The sequence below is a fragment of the Helicobacter cetorum genome, from assembly GCF_900198405.1.
GTDB lineage: Bacteria > Campylobacterota > Campylobacteria > Campylobacterales > Helicobacteraceae > Helicobacter > Helicobacter cetorum_C.
This window is the reverse complement of sequence record NZ_FZMR01000009.1, coordinates 46,037-67,704: the sequence shown is the minus strand read 5'-3', so window position 1 is coordinate 67,704 and position 21,668 is coordinate 46,037. Positions and strand designations below refer to the sequence as shown.

Genomic DNA, 21,668 nt, shown 5'->3' with positions numbered 1-21,668 from the left:
ATAAGCGTTTAGGGTTTAGAAATTTATTTTTGTTGGGGCTTTTTAAACTTGTATTCGGTTAAAAAACCAGTGCCATCAAACTCGCCAAAAATAGAAATTTTTTCAAGCTCATCTTGCTTGCAATCAGTTTCTAAAATAAGCTGTGGCTCATATCCTTTGCCAATCAAAGTAACGCTTTTACCCTTTTCTTTGCGGTCTTGACTAGGAAATTCGCTTGTTTCAATGCCGGTAGCATCAGCTGTCCTATAGAGCTTAAACACATGGCACATGCCGTTATTAACTTGCACGCCATAAATTTCAGCAAATTTTACTTCCTTTAATACATTAGGTTTTGGAGCAATGCGTATCTCGGTTTTAATTTGCTCCATATGTTCTTTGCCATTGTAGTCACGCACTTTCACTTCATGCTTTCCATAAGAGTCGCCTTTCTTTAAAAGAGATTGCTCATAATCGTATGTTTGAATATTCAAATCACCATCAATAAAAGTCCTTGCAAAGCTTTGTGTAGTTAAAAAACTTGAAGCACACAAGCCAGCGAGCAAAAATTTCAAAGAGTGTTTAAAAGAAACTGAAAAATTCATAAAGTTATCCTTAAGGGGTATTAAAATTGTGTTGAAAGCCAATATCTAAAATATCTAAAATATCTAAAATATCTAAAATATCTAAAATATCTAAAATATCTAAAATATCTAAAATATCTAAAATATCTAAAATATCTAAAAAAGTTCAGCTTTTTGAAACAATGATTCTATTATACCTAAAAAAATTTTATTTTACCTTGATTTCATTTTCTAAATTAAGGGCTTTTAGAGTTAGATTTTTTACCATTCATAAAAATTAAAAATTTAAAAAATTTATTGATGTAACTATTTGTTTACTTTTTTATTTTACAATAGGCTCATTTTAAAAATCAACGCTAGGAGTTTTTCAAGATGAAAAAACAAGTTTTAACAGGTGCTTTAATAGCAGTTTTGGCTACAGGATTTGCTTATGCTGACGACCACAAAGGTCATGAGGGTAAAAAACCTAAATTAAGCACAGAGTTAGTAGTTGCTAAAGATGAAAAAGGTGCTAAAAAACCTAAATTAAGCACAGAGTTAGTAGCTAAAGCTAAAAGCAAAAAAGCTAAGAAAGCTAAGTTTAGTGTAGAGTTTGTAGCTCATAAAGACGATAAGAAAGGTAAAGATACTAAAAAGTCTAAAAATTCAGTGGCTTAATCTTTACTCTTAAAAAACAAACCCCTTTAATTAAAGGGGTTTGTTTATCCTAAAAATCCTTTTTTTATTCTTTTTATTTTTTCTTTGCTTTAATGGCTATAAATTTTTAATATTTTTCAAAATTCCTGAGATTTGATAGGATTTTCCCACTCTGCCAACCCCCCTAAAAGTGAAATTTAAGTCCTCTTCATATAGCGTTTTATCAATATAGCTGTGCTTGATCTCTAAGAAAAACGGCTTGGATTCTTGATTGACTTCTAAAAAACTATAGAAATCACAGAAAAATGCCACGCCCACATCTTTAACTATAGGGGGGTATCCTTCTAAAATAGATTGCATTTCAATGTGAAACTTTTCACTCTCGCTCACATCGTATTCTAGCTCTATGGAGCTAGATTGCAAAGCGTTTAAATGGCGTTCATCACACAAGCAAATCGTAGCTTTTTTGGTATCTAAGATATTTTTAAGCGTGTCTTTCATGCTCCCATCGCTTTTGGGTGTGAGATAGAGGCTCACAAGGGCAGGTTCGCTACAAATAGGGGCAAAAAAGCTAAAAGGCGCAAGATTATTTATCCCTTTTTTAGAGAGTGTAGAGACCCAAGCAATAGGCCTAGGGGTAATGCTATGGCTTAAAATCTTGTGCTTTTGCAAAAAAGTTGCTTGGCTAAAATCTACTAACATAAAGTTATTCAATCCTTTTTAGAGAGTATTTTAAAAGCGTGTGTAAGAACTTCTTCAGGTTTGATAGAGCGCATGCATAAATGGTGCTGATTATCTTTAAGAGGGCAAGTGCGTTTCTTGCAAGGTGCACATGGCAAATTATGGTTTAATAAAATGGCATTTTTAGCTTTCCAAGGGTTAGTCTCTCGCATGTCTGTTGGGCCAAAAAGAGCGATTAGGGGAGTTTCTACACTCGCGCTTACATGCATAGGACCACTATCATTAGTGATGAATAAATCTAATGAGGCAATATCTTTAACCAATTCTTCAATGCTGGTCTTACCGCAGAGATTGTAGGCATTATGGATAAGCTCTTGGTTTTTCAAGCGATTTTTTGTAAGGCCTAAAATCTCTTCAGAAACTGAAGTATCCGCCTTAGCACCAAAAAAATAAATTTCATGCCCATATTCTAATAAGGCACTAGCAACCTTAGCATAATACACGCTTAGCCACCTTTTAGCGCTCCCATAGCTTGCACTAGGGCTAAAGCCAATTTTTTTGTGTGCGTGAGGAGTTTTAGTCTCTAAGATAAAAGGCAAGCGTAGGGGTAAGATAGCCTTTCGGTTTAAATCTTGCTTTAGATATTGGCTAAATAGAAAGCAGTATCGCTCCACTTGATGATAGTCTTTAGGAGGCTTACCAATAGCATGTGTAAGTAAAAAAGAGCGTAAATTTTTAGCAAAACCTATGCGAATAGGGGTTTTGGTGCTATAAAGAAGAGAGGCAGAATATAAATTATTGGTTAGAGTAATTGCTAAATCACATGTTCCAATTTGCTTGGCAAGTTTATAAGTAGCTAAAAGCCTAAAACGAGATTGTTTGGTTGTATCTACAAAGCAACGCTCTATTTGAGGGTTTTTTGCAAAGAGTTCGCAAGCTATTTTTGTGCCAACTAGCACAAAGCGTGCGTTGGGGTAATGGTCTTTAAGAGTATAAAAAAGAGGGCTAGCCATCACAGCATCGCCTAGCCAATTAGGCAAGCGTAGTAGAATGCGCATGTTGATTAAACCCATAAAACTTGCCTTTTTTTAATCTTTTTAAGCTAAAATTTTAGCATATTAGATATAACAAGCACGCTTGAATGAGTGTGATAGTAAGGAAAAACATGATTACTCCTAAGGTGTTAAGTGGGTTTAAGGACCGCTTACCTAAAGATGCTATGCAAAAATCTAAATTACTCTCTAAGGTTTCTCTAGTTTTTGAGAGTTTTGGTTTTGTGCCAATTGAAACCCCACATTTAGAATATGCTGAAGTATTATTGCCTGATGCAAGCCAAGATATTCAAAAAGAAATCTATCGTTTTAAAGACCATGGGGGCAGAGATGTGGCATTGAGATTTGACCAAACCGTGCCACTAGCTCGTTTTGTTTCGTTGCATCATCAAGCTTTAGGCATGCCTTTTAAACGCTATGCTATTGGTAATGTCTTTAGGGGTGAGAGAGCGCAAAAAGGGCGCTATAGAGAGTTTACGCAATGTGATTTTGATTTTATTGGTAGCCAAAGTTTAGTGTGTGATGCTGAAATCATTCAGGTAATTATCGCCTCTTTAAGAGCTTTAGATTTAGAGGAATTTTGCGTTTCTATCAATCATCGTAAAATTTTAAATGGTGTGTGTGAACATTTTGGTATTAAAGGCACACAAGCGATTACAGATGTGCTACGCATTGTAGATAAATTAGAAAAGATAAAAGAAGAGGGGGTTAAAGAAGAGTTACAAAAAGAATGCCAGCTTAGTAGCGAAGTGATTGAGGGCTTATTAGATATTCTAAAAATCAAGCAAAAGAGCCAAACAAGCACAGAATTTTTTGCAAGCATAGCCTCTTTAAAAACCTACAATAAGCAAATCAAAGAGGGTATTGAAGATTTAGAGAGATTATATCAACTGCTAGGGGATTTAGAAGTATCGCCAAATCTCTATAAGATTGATTTTTCTATTGCTAGGGGGCTAGGCTATTATACCGGTATTGTCTATGAAACCACGCTCAATAACATGCGTTCTTTAGGGAGTGTGTGTTCTGGCGGACGCTATGATAATTTAACCAAAAATTTTTCTAAAGAAAATTTACAAGGCGTGGGTGCATCTATTGGGATTGATAGGCTTTTAGTCGCTTTAGAAGAAATGCAACTTTTAGATGAGCGTTCCACTAATGCCAAAGTGTTATTAGTGTGCATGGAGGAAAAGTATTTTTCTTACGCAAACCGCCTAGCAGAGCTTTTGCGCCAGAGTAAAGTATTTACTGAGATTTATCCAGAGGCAGTGAAACTCAAAAAGCCCTTTTCTTATGCCAATCATAAAGGGCATGAATTTGTCGCTATTATAGGACAAGAAGAATTTGAAAGTGAAACCTTAAGCTTAAAAAACATGGATTCTGGCATGCAGTTAAATTGCTTGAGCGTGTTAAAAGCACTTGAAATTATTGGAAAAAATGATGAAGACTTATAATATTGCCATTGTTGGGGCTACAGGAGCGGTTGGAAGAGAGCTGATTAAAGGACTTGAAGAAAGTGCTTTTCCTATCAAAAAATTCGTGCCTTTAGCAAGCCTAAGTAGTGCAGGAAGTTTTATTAAAGCATTTGGTTCAGATTATGAAGTTTTAGAAACCACACATGAAGTTTTTGCTAGAGAAGAAATAGACATTGCTTTTTTTAGTGCTGGGGGGAGCGTGAGTGAGATGTTTGCTCCTAGTGCAGCTAGAACAGCTCTAGTCATTGATAATACGAGCTTTTTTAGACTGCATTTAGATGTGCCATTAGTTGTGCCAGAGATAAATGCGAGCGAGATTTTTAACGCTCCCTCTAATATCATCGCTAATCCTAATTGTTCTACGATTCAAATGGTGCAAATCTTAAACCCTTTACACCTTGAATTTGGTATTGAAAGCGTGAATGTCAGCACTTATCAAGCAGTGAGTGGGGCAGGGAATAAAGGCATAGAGAGTCTAAAAAGCGAGCTAAAGATAGCTTTAGAATCTTTAGAAAAAGACCCTAATACTGACTTAAACCAAGTTTTAAGAGCGAATGCCTTCACTTATCCTATCGCCTTTAATGCGATTCCTCATATTGATGTTTTTAATGAGAATGGTTTCACTAAAGAAGAACTAAAAATGGTGCATGAGACCCATAAAATCATGCAAGCTAGTTTTGCTATTAGCGCAACTTGCGTGCGTGTGCCTGTATTACGAAGTCATAGCGAGAGTTTAAGCATTCGTTTTTCTAAAAAAGTGAGCGCTAAAGAGGCTAGGGAAGTCTTAGCTAAAGCCCCTAATGTTGTGGTGCAAGATGATTTGAATAATAATATCTATCCCATGGCATTAAAAGCGAGCAATACTGATAGCACTTTTGTAGGGCGCATACGAGAGGATTTGTTTGACAAACAGACCTTGCATTGCTTTTGTGTCGCAGACCAGCTACGAGTGGGTGCAGCAACAAACGCCTTAAAAATCGCCTTGCGTTATATTGAGCGTTCTTAAAAAAGGGAGTTTTTGGACTTTTTAGGTTTAGATAGCTTTAAAAATGCTATTAATGAGCTTGATATAGTGGTGGTTGACACTCAAGAAAATTCCTTTTTTCATGGGTTTAAAAAAGAGGGTGCATTAAGGGGTGGGCATGTGCCAAATGCTTTGCATTTGCGCTTTTCTTTCCTAGAAAGTCTTAAAGAAAATTCCAAGCGTTTTTTGCTCTCTAAGGGTGTCAATGAAGGTAGTAAAGTGTTGCTTTATGGAGAAAAAAAAGAGATTCAAGCCTTAAAACCCTTTTTTTCTAACCAACGACTTCTAGCTTTTGAGGATTTTAAAAGCTATCAAAACGAGCTTAAAAACCCTTTAGAAAAATTAAAAAATTATCATTGGAGTGTGTCGCCCTCTTTTTTATACAATCTTATGAATTATGAAGAAACACTTGTTTTTGAGGTGGGACATTCTAGTTTAGCCAAAAGCACAGAGTGTATTCAAGGGGCGTATTTTTTAGATACTGATTTGTTAGAAAGTGCACCTTTATACAATCTCAAAGAGCCTAGTATTTTGCAAGAGAATTTGTCCAATCTAGGCATCAAAAAAGAGAGCTTTGTGGTGCTATATTCACACAGCATTATTGCGAGTATGCGAGCTTTTTTCGCGCTCAAATGTGCAGGGGTTAGAAAAGTGCATTTTTTAGATGGGGGATTAAAAGCGTGGAAAAAATTAGGCTTACCTACCACTAAGTACTATGCCAAGCCTAAAAAAATGCATTCTTTATTGTGTGCTGATTTGAGCCATTGTCTATCTTTACAAGAGGCATTAAAAAAACAGCAAGAGGGCTATAAATTAGTCAGTATCCGCTCATGGGGGGAATACCAAGCGTATGTGAATGATTATGATTATATAGAGAGAAAGGGCGAAATACCCGGAGCGTTATGGGGCTTTTCAGGCAGTCATTACAGCAACGCATGCGATTTTTATAACCCTGATAGCACCTTAAGAAACCCTTATGAAATTTACAAGCTTTGGGAAAAGCAAGGTTTCAATCAGCATGACAAAGTGATTTTTTATTGTAGCACCGGCTGGAGAGGGGCAGTGGCGTGGTTTTATGCCTTATGGAATGGATGGGAACATGCGTTTTTGTGTGATGGAGGCTGGCATGAATATCAAAGCAAGGGCTTTATAGCTAGAGAGAACGCCCTAGATATAATTCAGCCTAGCGTAGGGAATGATTATTGATAAATAAAGCAGATAATGGCGGTTAAAATTTTATTTTATAGATTAAAGAAGATGGAGAATTAAAAAAACTTGTGAGATTGTTTTTATGTTTAATTATTAATATCATCAGCTTGCAATGGGGTGTTTGCTTTCAAAAATGTTGTTGCTTTTTTGCCTAAAATTTCTTTGTAAAATTTGGGGTGTAGGCCAAGATTTGGGCGCAACGCCTTGATATTCTCGCTACTAAATTCTTCGCCTTTTTGAATATCTTTAATCACAAATAAAGAGCGAGCAAAGATTCTTCGCTTCTCTAAAGTCTCTTTATCAATTTCTGGCTCTTCTTTGCCTAAGGCTAAAATGCTTTGTTTGATTTCTTTAACCATGTTCTTAAATTCGTTAAAATCCATGCTAAAGGCACTATCTGGAGTTTGTATAGATTTATTTAAAATAAAATGCTTTTCTATCATACTTGCACCTAGAGTAGTGGCTAGAATGGGACAAAGTGAGCCGATAGTATGGTCGCTCAAACCAAATTTTACGCCAAATTTTTCGCCTAATTTAACCATGCTTAAAAGATTAGCGTCTTCTAGTTTGCTGGGATAAGCGCTCACGCATTTTAAAAGCGTGATGTTAAGATTATCAACTTCTTTACACAAAGTAATGGCGTCTTGTAATTCAGTAAGTGTAGCGATGCCACTAGAAAGGATTATGGGTTTTTGTGTGTGTGCAACTTTTTTTATCAATTCTAAATCAGTAATTTCAAAACTAGCGATTTTATACATAGCACAATCTAAGCTCTCTAAAAGCTCTAAGGCTTTTAAGCTAAAAGGTGAGCTAAAAATTCCTAAATCAAGCTTTCTAGCTAACTCAAACAATTCAGCATGCCACTCTAGGGGTGTAGAAGCCTTTTGATACAACTCATACAAGCTTTCTTTATCCCATAAAGTGCCTTGAATGATAAAGGGGTTTTCTTTTAAGGTCATACAATCTGGCGTGTAGGTTTGGAGCTTGACAAAATCTGCACCACTTTCTTTAATGGCATAAATGCTTTCTTTAGCGAGATTTAAATCTTGGTTATGATTAGCACTCAACTCAGCAACAATTTTAGGATACTTTAACATTTTCTTATTTTTCCTTAATTAGAACTTCTTTTTCTAAGCGATAGACTTGCGAGCAAGTGAAAGCCAAATTTTCATCATGCGTGGCTAAAACTAACGCTCCTTCTTCTTCTACAATGTAGTTTTGTAGAATACTAATAACTTGATTAGCGGTAGTGGTATCCAAATTTCCGGTGGGTTCATCAGCGATAATGATTTTAGGTTTTTTAGAGAGCATTCTAGCAATACTTAGGCGTTGTTGCTGTCCGCCACTTAGTTCGCCCACGCCTTGTTTGAGAGTATGGGCTATGCCTAATTTTTCTAAAAGTGTGTGATTGATACTTTGTTTAGCCATAATTGAAGCGACTTGTAGATTTTCTAAGGCACTAAAACCCTTAAAGAGATAATGGGCTTGAAACACGATACCCACTTTCAAGCGTCGTAATTCTAAAAGCTTTTTTGAATTTAAGGCATAAATATCTTCATATTCTAATAAACTAATTATCCCACTATGTGGCTTTAGCATGGTAGATAGATGGCTTAAAAGAGTGCTTTTGCCACTCCCACTTATGCCTAAAATCGCTAGGCTTTCTTTAGGTTTAATGTGTAAATTTACGCCACTATAGAGGGGTTTTTCAAAGGCGTGAGAGATGTTAGTTGCTCTAATCATAAAGGTTTCCTAAAAAGAATATCGCCTAATAAACTTGGGCTTAGAATGTAAGAAGCTGAAAAATTCGCACTATGTAAAATAATCTTGTGATAACGCCTTGCATAGTGTTTTAAAAGCATTCTTTGTAAGGTTGGTTCAATGCTTGGACTAAACCATGCGTTATTACTCATGACAATAAAAACTTTTGAAGGGCTGTTTAAATAAGCGGGTTTGGAAGTGCCTTCATAGCAAATTAAGGGGCGAAAAGTTAGATTATCTAGTTTTAAATCACTAAAATTTTGACCAGAGCGGTATAAATAAGCACTTTCACCAAAAAAGAGTTTCTCAAGGGGTTTTTTAAGAAATTCTGGAAAGGGTATAGTCTCGCCAAAGGGGGCTAGGATAACTTTATTGGCGATTTGAACACTTTTTTTAGAAAATAAAAACACACTATTATAGAGATTATAACCTTGCGTGCGTAATGCGCCTGTTAAAATAGCAATATCATCGCTCAAATTTTCTAACTCAGTTTTAAAGGCGGAGTTTTCTAGAGTGGTTGGGTAAGCGGTTTCTGGAAAAACGATGAGACTTTTTTTGTGGTTAATAGCAAGCTTTATTTCTTTAAGCATGTTATTTTCAATATCGCTAAGGTAGTTTGAATCAAATTTTAAATTTTGGGGTGTTTTAGTAGAGATTAGTTGGATATTGTCAGCATTTTTCAAATCACTTGTTTTAAAAAGGTTGAAATCAAGAGCGATTATCAAGCATAATATTCCTAAGATTTTATAGGTTTTAGGTTTTAATGTGCTAAAGATAATACAAGCTAAGAATACAAGCCCTAAAGATAATTTGTCATTTTTAAACACACTATAAGAAAAAAAGCTATCTGGCACTAGCCAATCAAAACCAAAAGGATGAATATAACTAACAATTAAAAATGAAAAAAGGCGAAAGAGTGGGTTTTTAAAATAAAGAAAACCCATAAAAAGCACCCCATAAACTAACGCTACAAGGATAATGATTAAGGGTAATAAATAAGGAAATTCTGAGTAACGAAAACTTAAAGCACTCCAGTAAAAGAGCAATACTCCCACAAAAAAGCCAAAAGAAAAGGCGTGTTTTTTAGGTATGTTTAAAAACGCTAACATGCTTAATGGGGCTAGTAGGCTATTAAGTGCGATAGAAATATAGGGGTTTTGAAAATTTAAAAAGTCTAAAAGGGCGTTAGCATAGACGCTTGAAACAAACACACATGCTAATAAAAAAGTGTTTTTGTTAAATAGTGCAAGACGCATGGCTGAATTTTTGAAACCTTGAAATTGTTTTGTCGTATTATAGCTATATTTTAATTTTAGTGTTTTTATAACTTGAAATTCTTTAGGATTTTAGAGCTTATAAGATGCTTAATTAAGGGTAGTTTTGCTTAAGTTGTGTTATTATTACCAAATTTTAAAGCCTTTTAAGAGTATTAGCGGATAAATTTAGGCTTGTCAATCAAAAGTAGGCGTTAAAAGCGTTATTTTGTATAGAAAGGTGTGGGTTAGGTTTTGAATTATATTGATTTGGCACTGATTGTCGTAGTAGTAGCCTTTGGGATTCGTGGGTTTTATCATGGGTTTGTGAATGAGATTGCCGGAATGCTTGGAATTGTTGTGGGAGTGTGTTTAGCATCTCGCTATTCTGTTGATATTGGGCAGTTATTTTCAGAGCATTTGTATAACCTACGCAATGAAACCATGACCAATCTCATTGGATTTTTGCTCGTATTAGCATTAGTGTGGATACTCTTTTTGGCTGTTGGTGTGGTGCTAGGTAAGATACTCATCTTTAGTGGGTTAGGCATTATAGATAGAGCGTTAGGCTTTATTTTTTCATGCTTAAAGACTTTTTTAGTGCTGTCTTTTATTCTCTATGCACTCTCTAAAATGGATTTAATGAAAAATGCTGATGCCTATTTGCAAGAGCATAGCGAGATTTTTCCTACCATGAAAAATATTGCAAGCAAAGTCATGCGTCTTGATGGTGTTAGACATGTGGAACAAAATCTTAAAGAAAACCTTGAAGAAATGAGTGATGATATTCAAACTAAAGGTAAAGAAACTTTAGATAAAGCTTTAGACAAGGGGGTTGAAATCCTTAAGCAAAAAGCTAAAGAATTACCTAAGCAAAGCTTGCAAAGCCTAGAACCTTCGCAAGAAACTTTAGATAAAATTGCAGACGCACCCCTTTCTAAAGATAAGGCGATAGACCCTAATGATGCGAGCAATAACGCTCCTAGCACGCCTAGTCAAACTCAAGTTAATCCCTAAAGGTAAATGATGTTTTCTAATCAATATGTTCAACAACGCATAAATAAAGCCAATAGCTTAAGAGAAGAAGGGAAAAACCCTTATAAAAACGGCTTGAAACGAAGTCTTAAAAACGACGCTTTTTTAGAGAAATACGCTTATGTTAAAGATTTAGAAGAGCCTAAAGACAAAGAAAAATGCGAGAGTATTGTAGGTAGAGTTAAACTCTTGCGTTTAATGGGTAAGGCATGTTTTATTAAGATTGAAGATGAAAGCACGACTTTACAGGCTTATGTTTCACAAAATGAATTAAACGATGAGTTTAAAAGCTTGAAAAAGCATTTAGAAGTGGGCGATATTGTGTTTGTAAAGGGTTTTCCTTTTGCTACAAAAACCGGTGAATTAAGCATTCATGCCCTAGAATTTCATATTTTAAGTAAAGCCATTGTGCCATTACCTGAAAAGTTTCATGGACTTAGTGATATAGAGTTGCGTTACCGCCAACGCTACCTAGATTTAATCGTTAATCCTGAAGTTAAAGATGTGTTTAAAAAGCGTAGCTTGATTGTCTCAAGTGTGCGTAAATTTTTTGAAACAGAAGGCTTTTTAGAAGTAGAAACCCCTATGATGCACCCCATTCCTGGTGGAGCGAACGCAAGACCTTTTGTAACCTATCACAACGCCTTAGAAATTGAAAGGTATTTAAGAATTGCTCCAGAATTGTATCTCAAACGCCTTATTGTAGGGGGTTTTGAAGCAGTGTTTGAAATCAATCGTAACTTTAGAAACGAAGGCATGGACCATAGCCACAACCCTGAATTTACTATGATTGAATTTTATTGGGCGTATCACACTTATGAAGATTTGATTGAATTAAGCAAGAGATTGTTTGACTACTTGCTAAAGACCTTGAATTTAACTTCAAAAATTATCTACAACGACATGGAAGTGGATTTTAATCAAACTTGCGTGATTTCCTATCTAGACGCTTTAGAAAAAATAGGGGGGATTAGTAGGGATATTTTAGAAAAAGAAGACAAGCTTTTAGCTTATTTATTAGAAAAAGGTATCAAAGTAGAGAATAACCTTACTTATGGCAAATTACTCGCTGAAGCGTTTGATAATTTTGTAGAGCATAAACTCATTAACCCCACTTTTGTGACGGAGTATCCTATTGAGATTAGCCCACTAGCTAGACGCAATGATAATAATCCTAATATCGCTGATAGGTTTGAATTATTTATCGCTGGGCGAGAAATTGCTAATGGTTTTAGTGAGCTTAATGACCCCTTAGACCAACTAGAGCGTTTCAAGGCTCAAGTGAAAGAAAAAGAAAAGGGCGATGAAGAAGCCCAATATATGGACGAAGATTATGTGTGGGCGTTAGGTTATGGAATGCCCCCAACTGCAGGACAAGGCATAGGCATTGATAGATTAGTGATGTTATTAACCGGAGCTAAAAGCATTAAAGATGTGATTTTATTTCCAGCTATGCGTCCTGTTAAAAATGATTTTAATGTTGAGAGTGAAGAATAATGGCATATTTTTTAGAACAAAGCGATAGTGAAATTTTTGAACTAATCAATGAAGAGTGTAAGCGACAAAACGAACATTTAGAAATGATAGCGAGCGAAAATTACACCTTTTTTAGTGTTATGGAAGCTATGGGAAGTGTCTTGACGAACAAATACGCTGAAGGCTACCCACATAAACGCTACTATGGGGGCTGTGAAGTGGTGGATAAAATAGAAAGCTTAGCCATAGAAAGGGCTAAAAAGCTTTTTAATTGTCAGTTTGCTAATGTGCAACCTCATTCAGGCTCACAAGCTAATAACGCTGTCTATCACGCCCTTTTAAAGCCTTATGACAAGATTTTAGGCATGGATTTAAGCTGTGGGGGGCATTTAACGCATGGCTCTAAAGTGAGTTTAACCGGTAAGCATTATCAAAGCTTTTCTTATGGGGTAGGCTTAGATGGTTATATTGATTATGAAGAAGTGCTTAAAATTGCTAAAAGCGTTAAGCCCCAAATCATTGTGTGTGGGTTTTCGGCCTATCCAAGAGAGATTGATTTTAAAAAATTCAGAGAAATTGCTGATGAAGTGGGAGCGTTATTACTAGGCGATATAGCTCATGTGGCAGGGCTTGTAGTAGCTAATGAGCATGGCCACCCTTTCCCGCATTGCCATGTGGTTTCAAGCACCACGCATAAGACCTTAAGAGGGCCTAGAGGGGGGCTTATTTTAAGTAATGACGAAGAGATAGCTACCAAGATTGATAGAGCGATTTTTCCGGGGACTCAGGGCGGACCTTTAATGCATGTCATTGCTGCAAAAGCGGTGGGGTTTAAAGAGAATTTAAAACCAGAGTTTAAAACTTACGCTAAGTTAGTAAAATCTAACATGCAAGTTTTAGCTCAAGTTTTAAAAGAAAAAAATCATAAGCTAGTGAGTAATGGCACTTCTAATCATTTGCTTTTAATGGATTTCTTGGACAAGCCCTATAGTGGAAAAGATGCGGATATTGCTTTAGGGAATGCTGGAATTTGCGTGAATAAAAATACTATTCCCGGTGAAACTCGTAGTCCTTTTGTAACCAGTGGCATAAGAATCGGCTCAGCCGCACTAAGCGCAAGGGGCATGGGAGCTAAGGAATTTGAAATCATAGGGCATAAAATATCAGATATTTTGAATGATATTGATAATGTTAGTTTGCAATTACAAACAAAAGAGGAATTAAAGGCTATGGCCAGTCAATTTCTTGTGTATAAGCAATCAATTTTTTAAAGGGTTTAAAATAGCATGACAGAAATGGAATTAAAGCTTATCAAAATAGATACGAGCCACTATTTTGAAAAAAAACCGGGTTTGGGCGAGAAAATGACGCATGCGGGGCGTTCTTTTTACAACAAGTTTCAAAGAGTCAATTCTATGCTTACAAGTTCTTTAATTCAAAAACATTTTAGAAAAGAAGTTACTATCGCTCACAATTTGATTTTAAAGAATAATAAAGTAGAAAACATTGTATTTGATTATAATGGGAGAAATCCGGAGCGTTTTTATCATAAGGCACAATTATTGTTGCGTGAAGAAGGTTTTATGAATTTTACCGCTTATAATACTAAAACTCCCGGGCATTTGCACTTGTATGTGCATAAAGGGCATACAGAATTAGGCGAAGGTGAGAGATTGATTAAGACTTTGTCTATGAAATTAGCGCAAGGTTTGCCTAATGAATGGAAAATTTTTCCTAATAATGATGTGCCTAAGGAATTTAATATTTTAGCTTTACCTTATGAAGTTTTTGCCAAAGAGCGAGGCAGTTCTTGGGCAAAGCATTTATAGTAAAATAATCAAGTTATAGGAGTTTAATCATGGCAGAAAAAGAAAAGCTAGATGATATATTAGAAGAAGAGGTCAGTGGCTCTGGTGTTAAAAAAGCGCTTTTGATTGTAGCGATTGCTATTATTGTTTTGGCAGTGCTTTTAATGGTGTTTTGGAAAAGCACTAGAGAGGCTCCTAAGGAGAACTTTTTGCAAGCAGATAGTAGCATGCAAAAGATAGGCAACACCCATGGGGAAAAAAAGGATAATGAGTTTGAAAACTTGAATTTGGATTTCGCTAACGAACAGCAAGAGGACAAGCTAGATAAAGTTGCAGATAATATTAAAAAGCAAGAGAGTCAATCTCCTAATGTTTTTCCTACAGAGGTAGCACCCTCTAAGATAGAGCCACCAAAAGCTAAAGCTATGGATAAGAAATTAGAGAAATCTAGCAAAGAGACAGCAAATAATGGCAGTTTGGATTTTAAAGAGCATGTACACTCTAAGCCTAAAACAAATAAAGAGGCTAAAAAACATGAGAATAAACATGAAAATAAAGAAAAAAAGCAAGCCCAAAAATCTCATGCTAAAGAGAACGCTAAAAAAGAAGTGAAAAAAGAGGCTCATTCTAAGCATGTTAAGCAAGAAAAGACAGCCAAAAAAGAGAATAAGAAAGAGCCTAAAAAGGAAGTGAAAAAAGAACCTAAACAAACAGCCCCTAAAGCCACAAGCATTGCTAAGGGGCATTACTTGCAAGTAGGGGTTTTTGCCAATATGCCTAATAAAATCTTTTTGCAAGAGTTTGAGAAACTTCCCCATGCCATTGAAAAATTAGGCACAAACAAGCGCTATCTCATAGGGCCTTATAAGTCTCGTGAGGAGGCTTTAGAGCATGTCAATGAAGTAACAGAGAAATTGACTAAACCTGTAGTAGTGGAAGTGCGCTAAAAATAATCAAGCTTAAGGGCATTATCTCTTAAGTTTGGTTTTTAAATTTTAAAATCTTTTGATTTGTTTTTTCAAAGGGGCTTGTTTTACAAAAAGCCTTAGTTTTAAAATGTTTTTATGATTTCATACTTCATTCTACCTATATTTAAACAGAATTTTTAATTTTATCTTTTAATTTTTTTTACAAATTTTTAAGACCTTGCAAAATCTTTAGAGTATAATTCTTGCAAATATAAGGGCTTAAAGTAAGTAAAAGGATAACAAAATGGCTAACGAGAGAGAGAGAGAGAGAGAGAGAGTAAAGGGGCGAATCTTTGAAAAAATTACTCCCTTTAGCTTTTTTGAGCGTTAGAATTTTTAAGCGATACCTTAAAACCCAAAAAACATGTTTTTTCTTAGTGGGGGCTTTGCTAGGCTCTATGAAGGCGCATCAAAAAGATGGCTTTTTTGTGGAGGGGGGCTTTGAAACCGGCATGTTGCAAACTAGCGAACAAGAAGTAAGCTATAAAGAAAGTTATAAAGAAATTTACAATACTTTTAATGCCTTGCCTTTTTCTTCTCAAGCACTAGCACAAAATGCGTCTTTTGATTTGACTAAAGAAGAGATTAGTAAGCTTAAAACCCCTTATATTTCTACCCAAGGGATTAAGGTTAATTCGGTGTTTGGCTCGTTTGCTCCAGAATATTGTGATTATGGTTGTAATGGTTTTGATACCAAACACATGGTAGAAGTCTCACTTGATGAATACAACAACTTAGGCGAACTTATTAGGGGACTTATTATTAACAATTACATGCCTTATAGCCTTAATGGTTTAGAATTAATCGCTATCCCCAAAAAAGGGGGTAAGCCCATTATTATAACGACTTTAGGGAGTGTAGGAGGGTTTTCTTCAGTTACTTTAGATAAGAAGTTTAATACCAAACAATTAAATTTTATTAATAAACAGCTTAGTAGTAGCTGTGCTAATATGGATAATGATACCGCCAAGAATGATTGCGATAGTAGTGTTGGTAAATTTAATAATGAGTATCGTTTAGAATTAGTGCCTTCTTCTATCTCCGATTATAACACTAAGCGAGTGATGAACGCACTCAATCAAATCACGGTGGGCATTGATGCAGAATTTAGCGATGCGCATTTCACAACAGATAAAATCCCAGAAAGAAAGGGTTATAAGGGCAAGCCAAAAAGTGTGTGGGGAAAAATAACTTTACAAGACGCTAAAATGTATATTTCTATGCTTATAGATTTAGCGTATGTGTTTAGCTCTAAGACTTGGGCAGAAGATATTTTAAACGCTCCCTTTGTTTTTTCTAACTCTTTGCCTATAGGCTTGAATGGAAAAGTAAATTGGAAAGAGGCTAAAGCTAAAGGCATTAAAGGGAGCATTATTTCAAAACATAAACTCATTAATAGCTTTAGGGGTTCTCCCTTAAATGGGATTTTATATCTTAATATTCTTAGCTCTAAAGCATGGGATTTTTTAGGGCTTTCTACGACATGGAGTATGGGCGTAAAATCTGAAATTCTAAATCCTGAATACAACAAGATTTTAAGCGACCCTAATTTGATTAATGGCAAAGGGGCAAGGAGTGGGGTGGATTTTTTAGAAATCTTTTTGCATGAGTATTCGCACACTAGGGGTTGGAATAGCGATTTTGGCACCGGGAATATGACCTATCCTAATGTGCCTAAAAATCCACACCCTACTAAAGAGTGTCCACAAGGGGATTATTGCATAAATGGTAAGGGGGTATTACCCGGATATGTAGGCGTGAGCGCTCAAGCTTGGACTACTTTAGCTAAAGAGGATAAATTACCTGTTATGTTTAGCCCTTCTGGTCCTATAGCTATTAATGAACCCCCTAAGAATGAGCCAAAGCCACAGCATAAACCCCATGAAAAACATGAACCCCATGAAAACCACAAAACCGAGCCAAAGCCACAGCATGAAACCCATGAGAAACATGAACCCCATGAACACTCAAAGACTGATACGCATAAACCCCATGAAAAACATGAACCCCATGAACACTCAAAGACTGAGTCAAAGAACAACCGCCAAACCCCCATTAAAATCCATTCAACACCCTCTAACCCTTTTCATAAAGAAAGTCATCATAACGATGAAAAAAATAACCCTTTTAATCTCTCTCACACGCTTAAGGTAATTTCTAGACAAATCAATCATTCTTACACCCATTCTGCTATGGTAGGCTTTGATTTTAAGATGGGTTATCAACGCTATTTTAACGATTTTTTAGGATTAGCTTATTATGGTTTGATTAAATACAATCATTCTAACCTTAATCTCTCAAGCGTTTCTCAAATTGGTTTGGGTGTGGGGGTAGATTTGTTGGTGGATTTTTTTAATTCTTATAAAGCAAGTCATTATAATGATAATTTTTTAAGTTCTTTAGGGGGTTTCATAGGCTTTAGAGGGCTTTATAACGGCTATGGTGTGTTCAATCTTTTTAAAAATACAGGGAATTTAGATTTCACTACAGGAATAAATTATCGCTTTAAGCATTCTAAATATTCTATTGGTGTGGCTTTGCCCCTAATCCAGCATGATATGAAAGTGCTTTTTGATAAGGATAACATGCAAGGTGTGCTTGTATTAAAAGAGGGGGTGAGCCATTTTAATGTGTTCTTTAACTATGGGTGGGTGTTTTAAAAACCTTTTTTATCGTTTTTAATTTTTTGCATTCTTTGATGTTTTAAAAACTTGTTTTGGTTCTTAAATTTGTGTTTTTGGGAGTTTTTATTGCTTTTTAAAAAGCATGTTTAAAATGCCTTTAGCAATTTATGCCTACTCTTAAAGAGCCTTAAAAAAGCCCTTTAAGCCCTTGTTGGAGTTTGTCTTTAAGCTTGTCATCTTTGATGAGATTATCCAAACCTTTTTTAACCTTATCATCTTTCATAATGTCTTTTAAGCCCTTTTGAATGGCTTGCTTGGCTTTTTGTCGCGCCATTTCATTGAGATTGAGAGCAATTTTGGGGTGGTTTAAATCACCTTTAAGAAAAATGCCAAACGCTAGTTTTAAAATTTCAGCGTTCACTAGCATGTTAATTTGATTTTTATTCAAATCTATTAGCCCCTTATTAATGCTTAAATTAGTCAAACGACTCTTCATATCCATATTAGAAACAAGGCGTTTTTGATTGATTTGACTAGAGATTTTTACATCTTCATAAATCTCTTTGGTAATGTCAAATTGAGCGAATGTATTGATTAAATCGCTAAATTGGCTTTTTACAAACTGCCCATTAATCAAATTAGCGTTTAGAGTGCCTTGTTGGGTGCTAAGATTATAGCTTAGGCTCGCATTAGCACTAGAATTGAAAAAGCCCGGATAAGCAAGCATTTCTAAGGCTTTTAATAAAGAAATATGAGAAAGATTAGCTTTTAAATCATTGTTTAAAAACACAAAATCAAGTTTGCCATCGAGCAAAGAAGATTTGCCGGTAACTTTTAAAAGCTTAGAATTTTGCTCCACATCACCATTTAAGCTCAAAGAACCCTTAAGCTTTTGATTGATAATGCCTTGAAGTTTAGCTAAATTTGGCACTTCTAAAGAATAGGGTGTATTTAATTGTAATTTAGAAATATCATACACGCTTTTTAACGCTTCTAAATTAGCTAAAGAACTCATTAATTTAGTGTCGCTTAAAGCTTTATTATCTTTAAAATCAGTGCTATTGGTGAAATTAAAAGTAATTTTATCTTTAAGGTTAAGTTTGAAGTCCTTATTCACTAGAGTGTTATTCACTTGCCCTTTATCCATAATTAATTGCAAGTCTCCTTGTAAGGGGGCAAGATGATTGATATTGGCCTCTAAAGACATGTTGGCATCAGCGTATTTGGGTTGGTTAGCTACAGCGAGTAATTTAGCTAAAGTCATGTTTTTAGAGATAATGCCAATTTTTTTAATTTGATTGTTGTCTAAAAGCACCTCATAATCTAGCAAGTTATTGGCAAGATTGATAATGCCATCAGTTTGAATAGGCTTGTTAGTTTCTTTAAAATTACCCTTAACTTGTCCTTTAATTTCTAAAGACCCCTTTAAATTAGTTCCTATAATATTTTTAAGCACTTCAAGTTTAGTTACTGAAAGTTTGTAGTTGCTTGTTAATTCTTGGTTTTTGAGATTAAAAGCAGTCCTTTGAGCATCAATATCAACAACATTGCTTTTAAAATTTGTGTTAATGAAAGCATGTTCGCCCTCTAATCTTGCCAAGCTTTCTAGTGAAAAATCAATGGGTATTTTGATATTTTGATGATATATTTTATTGATAAGCTCCACATTAAGAGAACCTTTTTCAATGGCTAGGACATTTTGCCCTTTTAAGTCGCTCAAATTACGGGCATCTAAATTCGTATTAATTTCTAAAAGCCCTTTGGCATAAATAGGCTGATTGACTAAATAAAGCAAGTCTTCTAATCTAGCATTTTGTAAATTCAAAGCGATAGTAGCCAATTTAAAATCATTTAAAAGCGCCTCATAGCTTGTGTTAGATTGTGCTATATTTGTAGTGCCTTTAACAACAAGCGCTTTTTTATCCCCTTTGATAGTGCCTTGAGTGGCTATCGCTCCATTTAAAGGGTAGCTTACAAAAGCTTTTAAAAGGTGCAAGTTTTTAATATCTACATCGTATTTGAAATCTAAATTTCTTTTAAAGAGTGAAAAATCGCCTTTAAGCTTGATTTTAGAGCCATCATTAACTTGAGCCTCAAAATCTAAAGAGCTAAACTTCAGTCTTAATTTTTCTATGTCTAATTTAAGAGTTGGTTCAGCTTTATTGACCTTCTTTTCTAAAAATAAGGCAATAATTTTATTCCCACTCTCTGTAAAAAGCACAAAATATGCTCCTAAGACAATAACGCCTAAGAGAGTGCCAATAGTAAGCAACAATTTTTTCAGCATGAGTAATCTAAACCTTTCATTACAAAATAAAATACTAACCGATATATTATCTATTTTTCAGCTATTTTTTAATAATTTTAAAATATTTTACATAAAATATAAAAGATTGAAGTTGTAAATAAAATTAAAATGATTACTCCATTGTCATTTAGTTTTGGCATAATTTGCAATATTCTATAATAATGATATTTTTAGAGGGATTAGTATGCAATCACATAAAAAAGTTTTTTGGCATTCAAGTAAATTTTTAGTTTTAATGCCTTTTGCAAGCTTGGGTGTTTTAGATGCGTATAGTTATAAAATTAGTGGGAAAGCAGGGTCTTTTTCTAGGATAGCCTTAAATCAATCTGTAATCAATTCTAAAAAAGGCATTTACCCTACCGGAAGTTATGTGAATGTGGTAGGGTCATTGCAAATTGATGCGAATTTATTGCCTAAAAACATAGAGAGTCATAAACTAAGCTTTGGTATTGGAGGGGAGCTTGGGGGCATGGCGTATGATTCTACGAAAACCTTAATAGATGAGGCTCAACCCAATAAAGGATTTCAGCCAGCAAACTGGTATTATATGGGGCGTTGGGCAGGATATTATATGCAACATATGGGAAAGTGGCACCGCGAACAAATGGAGCAAAATTCAAGAAAATATATTCTATACAATTTGTATTTAGATTATCAGTATAAGGATATTTTCGGTATTAAGATGGGACGATACCCTTCAAAAGCCATGTTTTTAAGCGGTTTTAATCAAGGTTTTGAAGTGTTTTTTAAGTGGAAAAATTTTAAAATAGATTGGTTTAGCACATGGGGGAGGGGACTAGCTAATGAGCAATATATTAGAGATTTTTATGCACCAGTAAACTATAAACGAAAAATTAATTATGGTATGCACAACATTAACCTCACTTATGAAAATAAATACATTAGAGTTATGCCATTTTTATGGTTTTATCCTAAGAATTTCAATGCTCCCGGTTTTGAAATTACCAATGATACCAAATCTTATTGGAAATCAGATTGGCGCATTCAAACGACCTTTTATGCGTGGTTTCCTATCTATAGTAACTATATGGCTAAGAGCGTTTATAGGGGTTCTTTAGTAGGGAAAAATACAGCGAGTTTGTTTGTGTTTCAAAAAATCCATTTTCGCCAATATAATTTTGGGTGGAGTGTGTATAAAAACTTTGGGAATGCGAGTGCAAATTTAGGTTGGAATGGTTTACCTGTCGACCCCTTTTATGACACCAAAGATGATACTCCTTATGAAGATGCTTATACGAATTTTTATAATGCCAATTCTGTAACGATTAACGCTTTTGCGGGGACAAATTATAAAAAGCTATTTGTAGAATTATCCGGTAAATTGACTTATTCTCCACGAGCTGATTCACAAAGCTTAGGCGTTACACTCAAATACAGCATTAAAAAATATGTGCATTTAATGTTAAAACTCAATGGCTATCAAATTACCATGCATAAAGGCTACAAGGTCGGTGCACTTGATACGCTCTATAATCCTAATTTTGCTCAAACTATTCAAAATAGAAGTTATTTTATGAGTTCTATGAGCTATAGTTTTTAACAAAACTTTAAATATTTTATATTAATAAAATAAAAACTAAAATACCATTCAAAGAATACAATAAGAGTCAATAGTGCATTCTAATGGCTTTGTATTCTATTGACTTATGGTATCCATTTCATTAGCTTATCTTTTTTTATCTCTTTTTTATTTTTATGGATTTTAAATAAATATAAATTGAGTATTTAAGTAACTTATATATTACTTATTATTGTCTAAAAATTCCCATTAAATGTATAT

The 21,668-nt window shown here is 34.9% G+C and carries 17 protein-coding genes and 1 pseudogene; 11 read left to right on the top strand and 7 right to left on the bottom strand.

The features are described 5' to 3' along the window. Positions 1 to 23 precede the first annotated feature (23 nt). The gene (locus C6H25_RS03790; RefSeq protein WP_104748139.1) at positions 24 to 581 is read right to left on the bottom strand and encodes a hypothetical protein; all 558 of its coding nucleotides are present in this window, start codon (positions 579 to 581) and stop codon (positions 24 to 26) included. Positions 582 to 932: 351 nt separating this feature from the next. Here C6H25_RS03790 and C6H25_RS03785 point away from each other — a divergent pair, with 351 nt between their 5' ends. Beyond that, the gene (locus tag C6H25_RS03785) at positions 933 to 1,217 is read left to right on the top strand and encodes a flagellar protein (protein ID WP_104748138.1); all 285 of its coding nucleotides are present in this window, start codon (positions 933 to 935) and stop codon (positions 1,215 to 1,217) included. Between the two features lie 96 nt (positions 1,218 to 1,313). On the opposite strand, the gene C6H25_RS03780 is transcribed toward C6H25_RS03785, so the two are convergent. Both C6H25_RS03780 and waaF read right to left on the bottom strand, forming a co-directional pair. Then, positions 1,314 to 1,898 carry a flavin reductase family protein gene (locus C6H25_RS03780; RefSeq protein ID WP_104748137.1) on the bottom strand — a complete coding sequence of 195 codons (585 nt, stop codon included), beginning with the start codon at positions 1,896 to 1,898 and terminating at the stop codon, positions 1,314 to 1,316. A gap of 8 nt (positions 1,899 to 1,906) precedes the next feature. Further along, entirely contained in the window at positions 1,907 to 2,950 is a 1,044-nt protein-coding gene (gene waaF / locus C6H25_RS03775; RefSeq protein WP_104748136.1) for a lipopolysaccharide heptosyltransferase II, read from the bottom strand. 92 nt (positions 2,951 to 3,042) lie between these two features. Between waaF and hisS the strand changes: the two genes are divergently transcribed. Genes hisS through C6H25_RS03760 form a run of 3 tightly spaced genes read left to right on the top strand, consistent with a single transcriptional unit; the run spans position 3,043 to position 6,631 of the window. Beyond that, on the top strand, positions 3,043 to 4,380 hold the full coding sequence (gene hisS / locus C6H25_RS03770) for a histidine--tRNA ligase (protein ID WP_104748135.1): 1,338 nt from the start codon (positions 3,043 to 3,045) through the stop codon (positions 4,378 to 4,380). Then, positions 4,367 to 5,407, top strand: coding sequence for an aspartate-semialdehyde dehydrogenase (gene asd / locus C6H25_RS03765; protein WP_104748134.1), 1,041 nt, complete (start codon positions 4,367 to 4,369; stop codon positions 5,405 to 5,407). The genes hisS and asd overlap by 14 nt, the downstream gene beginning before the upstream one ends. Positions 5,408 to 5,419: 12 nt before the next feature. Then, positions 5,420 to 6,631 carry a rhodanese-like domain-containing protein gene (locus tag C6H25_RS03760; RefSeq protein WP_104748133.1) on the top strand — a complete coding sequence of 404 codons (1,212 nt, stop codon included), beginning with the start codon at positions 5,420 to 5,422 and terminating at the stop codon, positions 6,629 to 6,631. Positions 6,632 to 6,720: 89 nt separating this feature from the next. Here C6H25_RS03760 and pseI read toward each other — a convergent pair whose 3' ends face one another. The 3 genes from pseI to C6H25_RS03745 are packed head-to-tail and all read right to left on the bottom strand — an operon-like array spanning position 6,721 to position 9,651. Continuing rightward, positions 6,721 to 7,731 (bottom strand): pseudaminic acid synthase, encoded by a 1,011-nt coding sequence (gene pseI / locus C6H25_RS03755; RefSeq protein WP_104748132.1) that lies wholly within the window; start codon positions 7,729 to 7,731, stop codon positions 6,721 to 6,723. Between the two features lie 4 nt (positions 7,732 to 7,735). Further along, a complete protein-coding gene (locus C6H25_RS03750) occupies positions 7,736 to 8,377 on the bottom strand; it encodes an ATP-binding cassette domain-containing protein (protein WP_104748131.1) in 642 nt (213 codons plus the stop codon). Then, positions 8,374 to 9,651: an apolipoprotein N-acyltransferase gene (locus C6H25_RS03745; RefSeq protein WP_104748130.1), complete on the bottom strand. Its 1,278-nt coding sequence runs from the start codon at positions 9,649 to 9,651 to the stop codon at positions 8,374 to 8,376. The genes C6H25_RS03750 and C6H25_RS03745 overlap by 4 nt, the downstream gene beginning before the upstream one ends. Before the next feature lie 252 nt (positions 9,652 to 9,903). Between C6H25_RS03745 and C6H25_RS03740 the strand changes: the two are divergent. The 6 genes and pseudogenes from C6H25_RS03740 to C6H25_RS03715 form a co-directional block, all read left to right on the top strand. After that, positions 9,904 to 10,521: pseudogene (locus tag C6H25_RS03740) on the top strand (CvpA family protein); the annotation flags it as partial. Between the two features lie 153 nt (positions 10,522 to 10,674). Further along, positions 10,675 to 12,180 carry a lysine--tRNA ligase gene (gene lysS, locus C6H25_RS03735; protein ID WP_104748128.1) on the top strand — a complete coding sequence of 502 codons (1,506 nt, stop codon included), beginning with the start codon at positions 10,675 to 10,677 and terminating at the stop codon, positions 12,178 to 12,180. After that, positions 12,180 to 13,430 carry a serine hydroxymethyltransferase gene (locus C6H25_RS03730; RefSeq protein WP_104748127.1) on the top strand — a complete coding sequence of 417 codons (1,251 nt, stop codon included), beginning with the start codon at positions 12,180 to 12,182 and terminating at the stop codon, positions 13,428 to 13,430. The genes lysS and C6H25_RS03730 overlap by 1 nt, the downstream gene beginning before the upstream one ends. A gap of 15 nt (positions 13,431 to 13,445) precedes the next feature. Continuing rightward, positions 13,446 to 13,988 carry a DUF1882 domain-containing protein gene (locus C6H25_RS03725; protein WP_104748126.1) on the top strand — a complete coding sequence of 181 codons (543 nt, stop codon included), beginning with the start codon at positions 13,446 to 13,448 and terminating at the stop codon, positions 13,986 to 13,988. A 29-nt stretch (positions 13,989 to 14,017) separates the two neighbouring features. After that, entirely contained in the window at positions 14,018 to 14,914 is an 897-nt protein-coding gene (locus tag C6H25_RS03720; RefSeq protein ID WP_104748125.1) for an SPOR domain-containing protein, read from the top strand. A 314-nt stretch (positions 14,915 to 15,228) separates the two neighbouring features. Continuing rightward, entirely contained in the window at positions 15,229 to 17,595 is a 2,367-nt protein-coding gene (locus tag C6H25_RS03715) for a hypothetical protein (protein ID WP_104748124.1), read from the top strand. 151 nt (positions 17,596 to 17,746) lie between these two features. On the opposite strand, the gene C6H25_RS03710 is transcribed toward C6H25_RS03715, so the two are convergent. Continuing rightward, positions 17,747 to 19,846, bottom strand: a complete 2,100-nt coding sequence (locus tag C6H25_RS03710) for a hypothetical protein (protein WP_104748123.1) — start codon at positions 19,844 to 19,846, stop codon at positions 17,747 to 17,749. 256 nt (positions 19,847 to 20,102) lie between these two features. On the opposite strand from C6H25_RS03710, the gene C6H25_RS03705 reads away from it, so the two are divergent. After that, the gene (locus C6H25_RS03705; RefSeq protein WP_418904545.1) at positions 20,103 to 21,428 is read left to right on the top strand and encodes an outer membrane family protein; all 1,326 of its coding nucleotides are present in this window, start codon (positions 20,103 to 20,105) and stop codon (positions 21,426 to 21,428) included. The last annotated feature ends 240 nt before the right edge of the window (positions 21,429 to 21,668 follow it).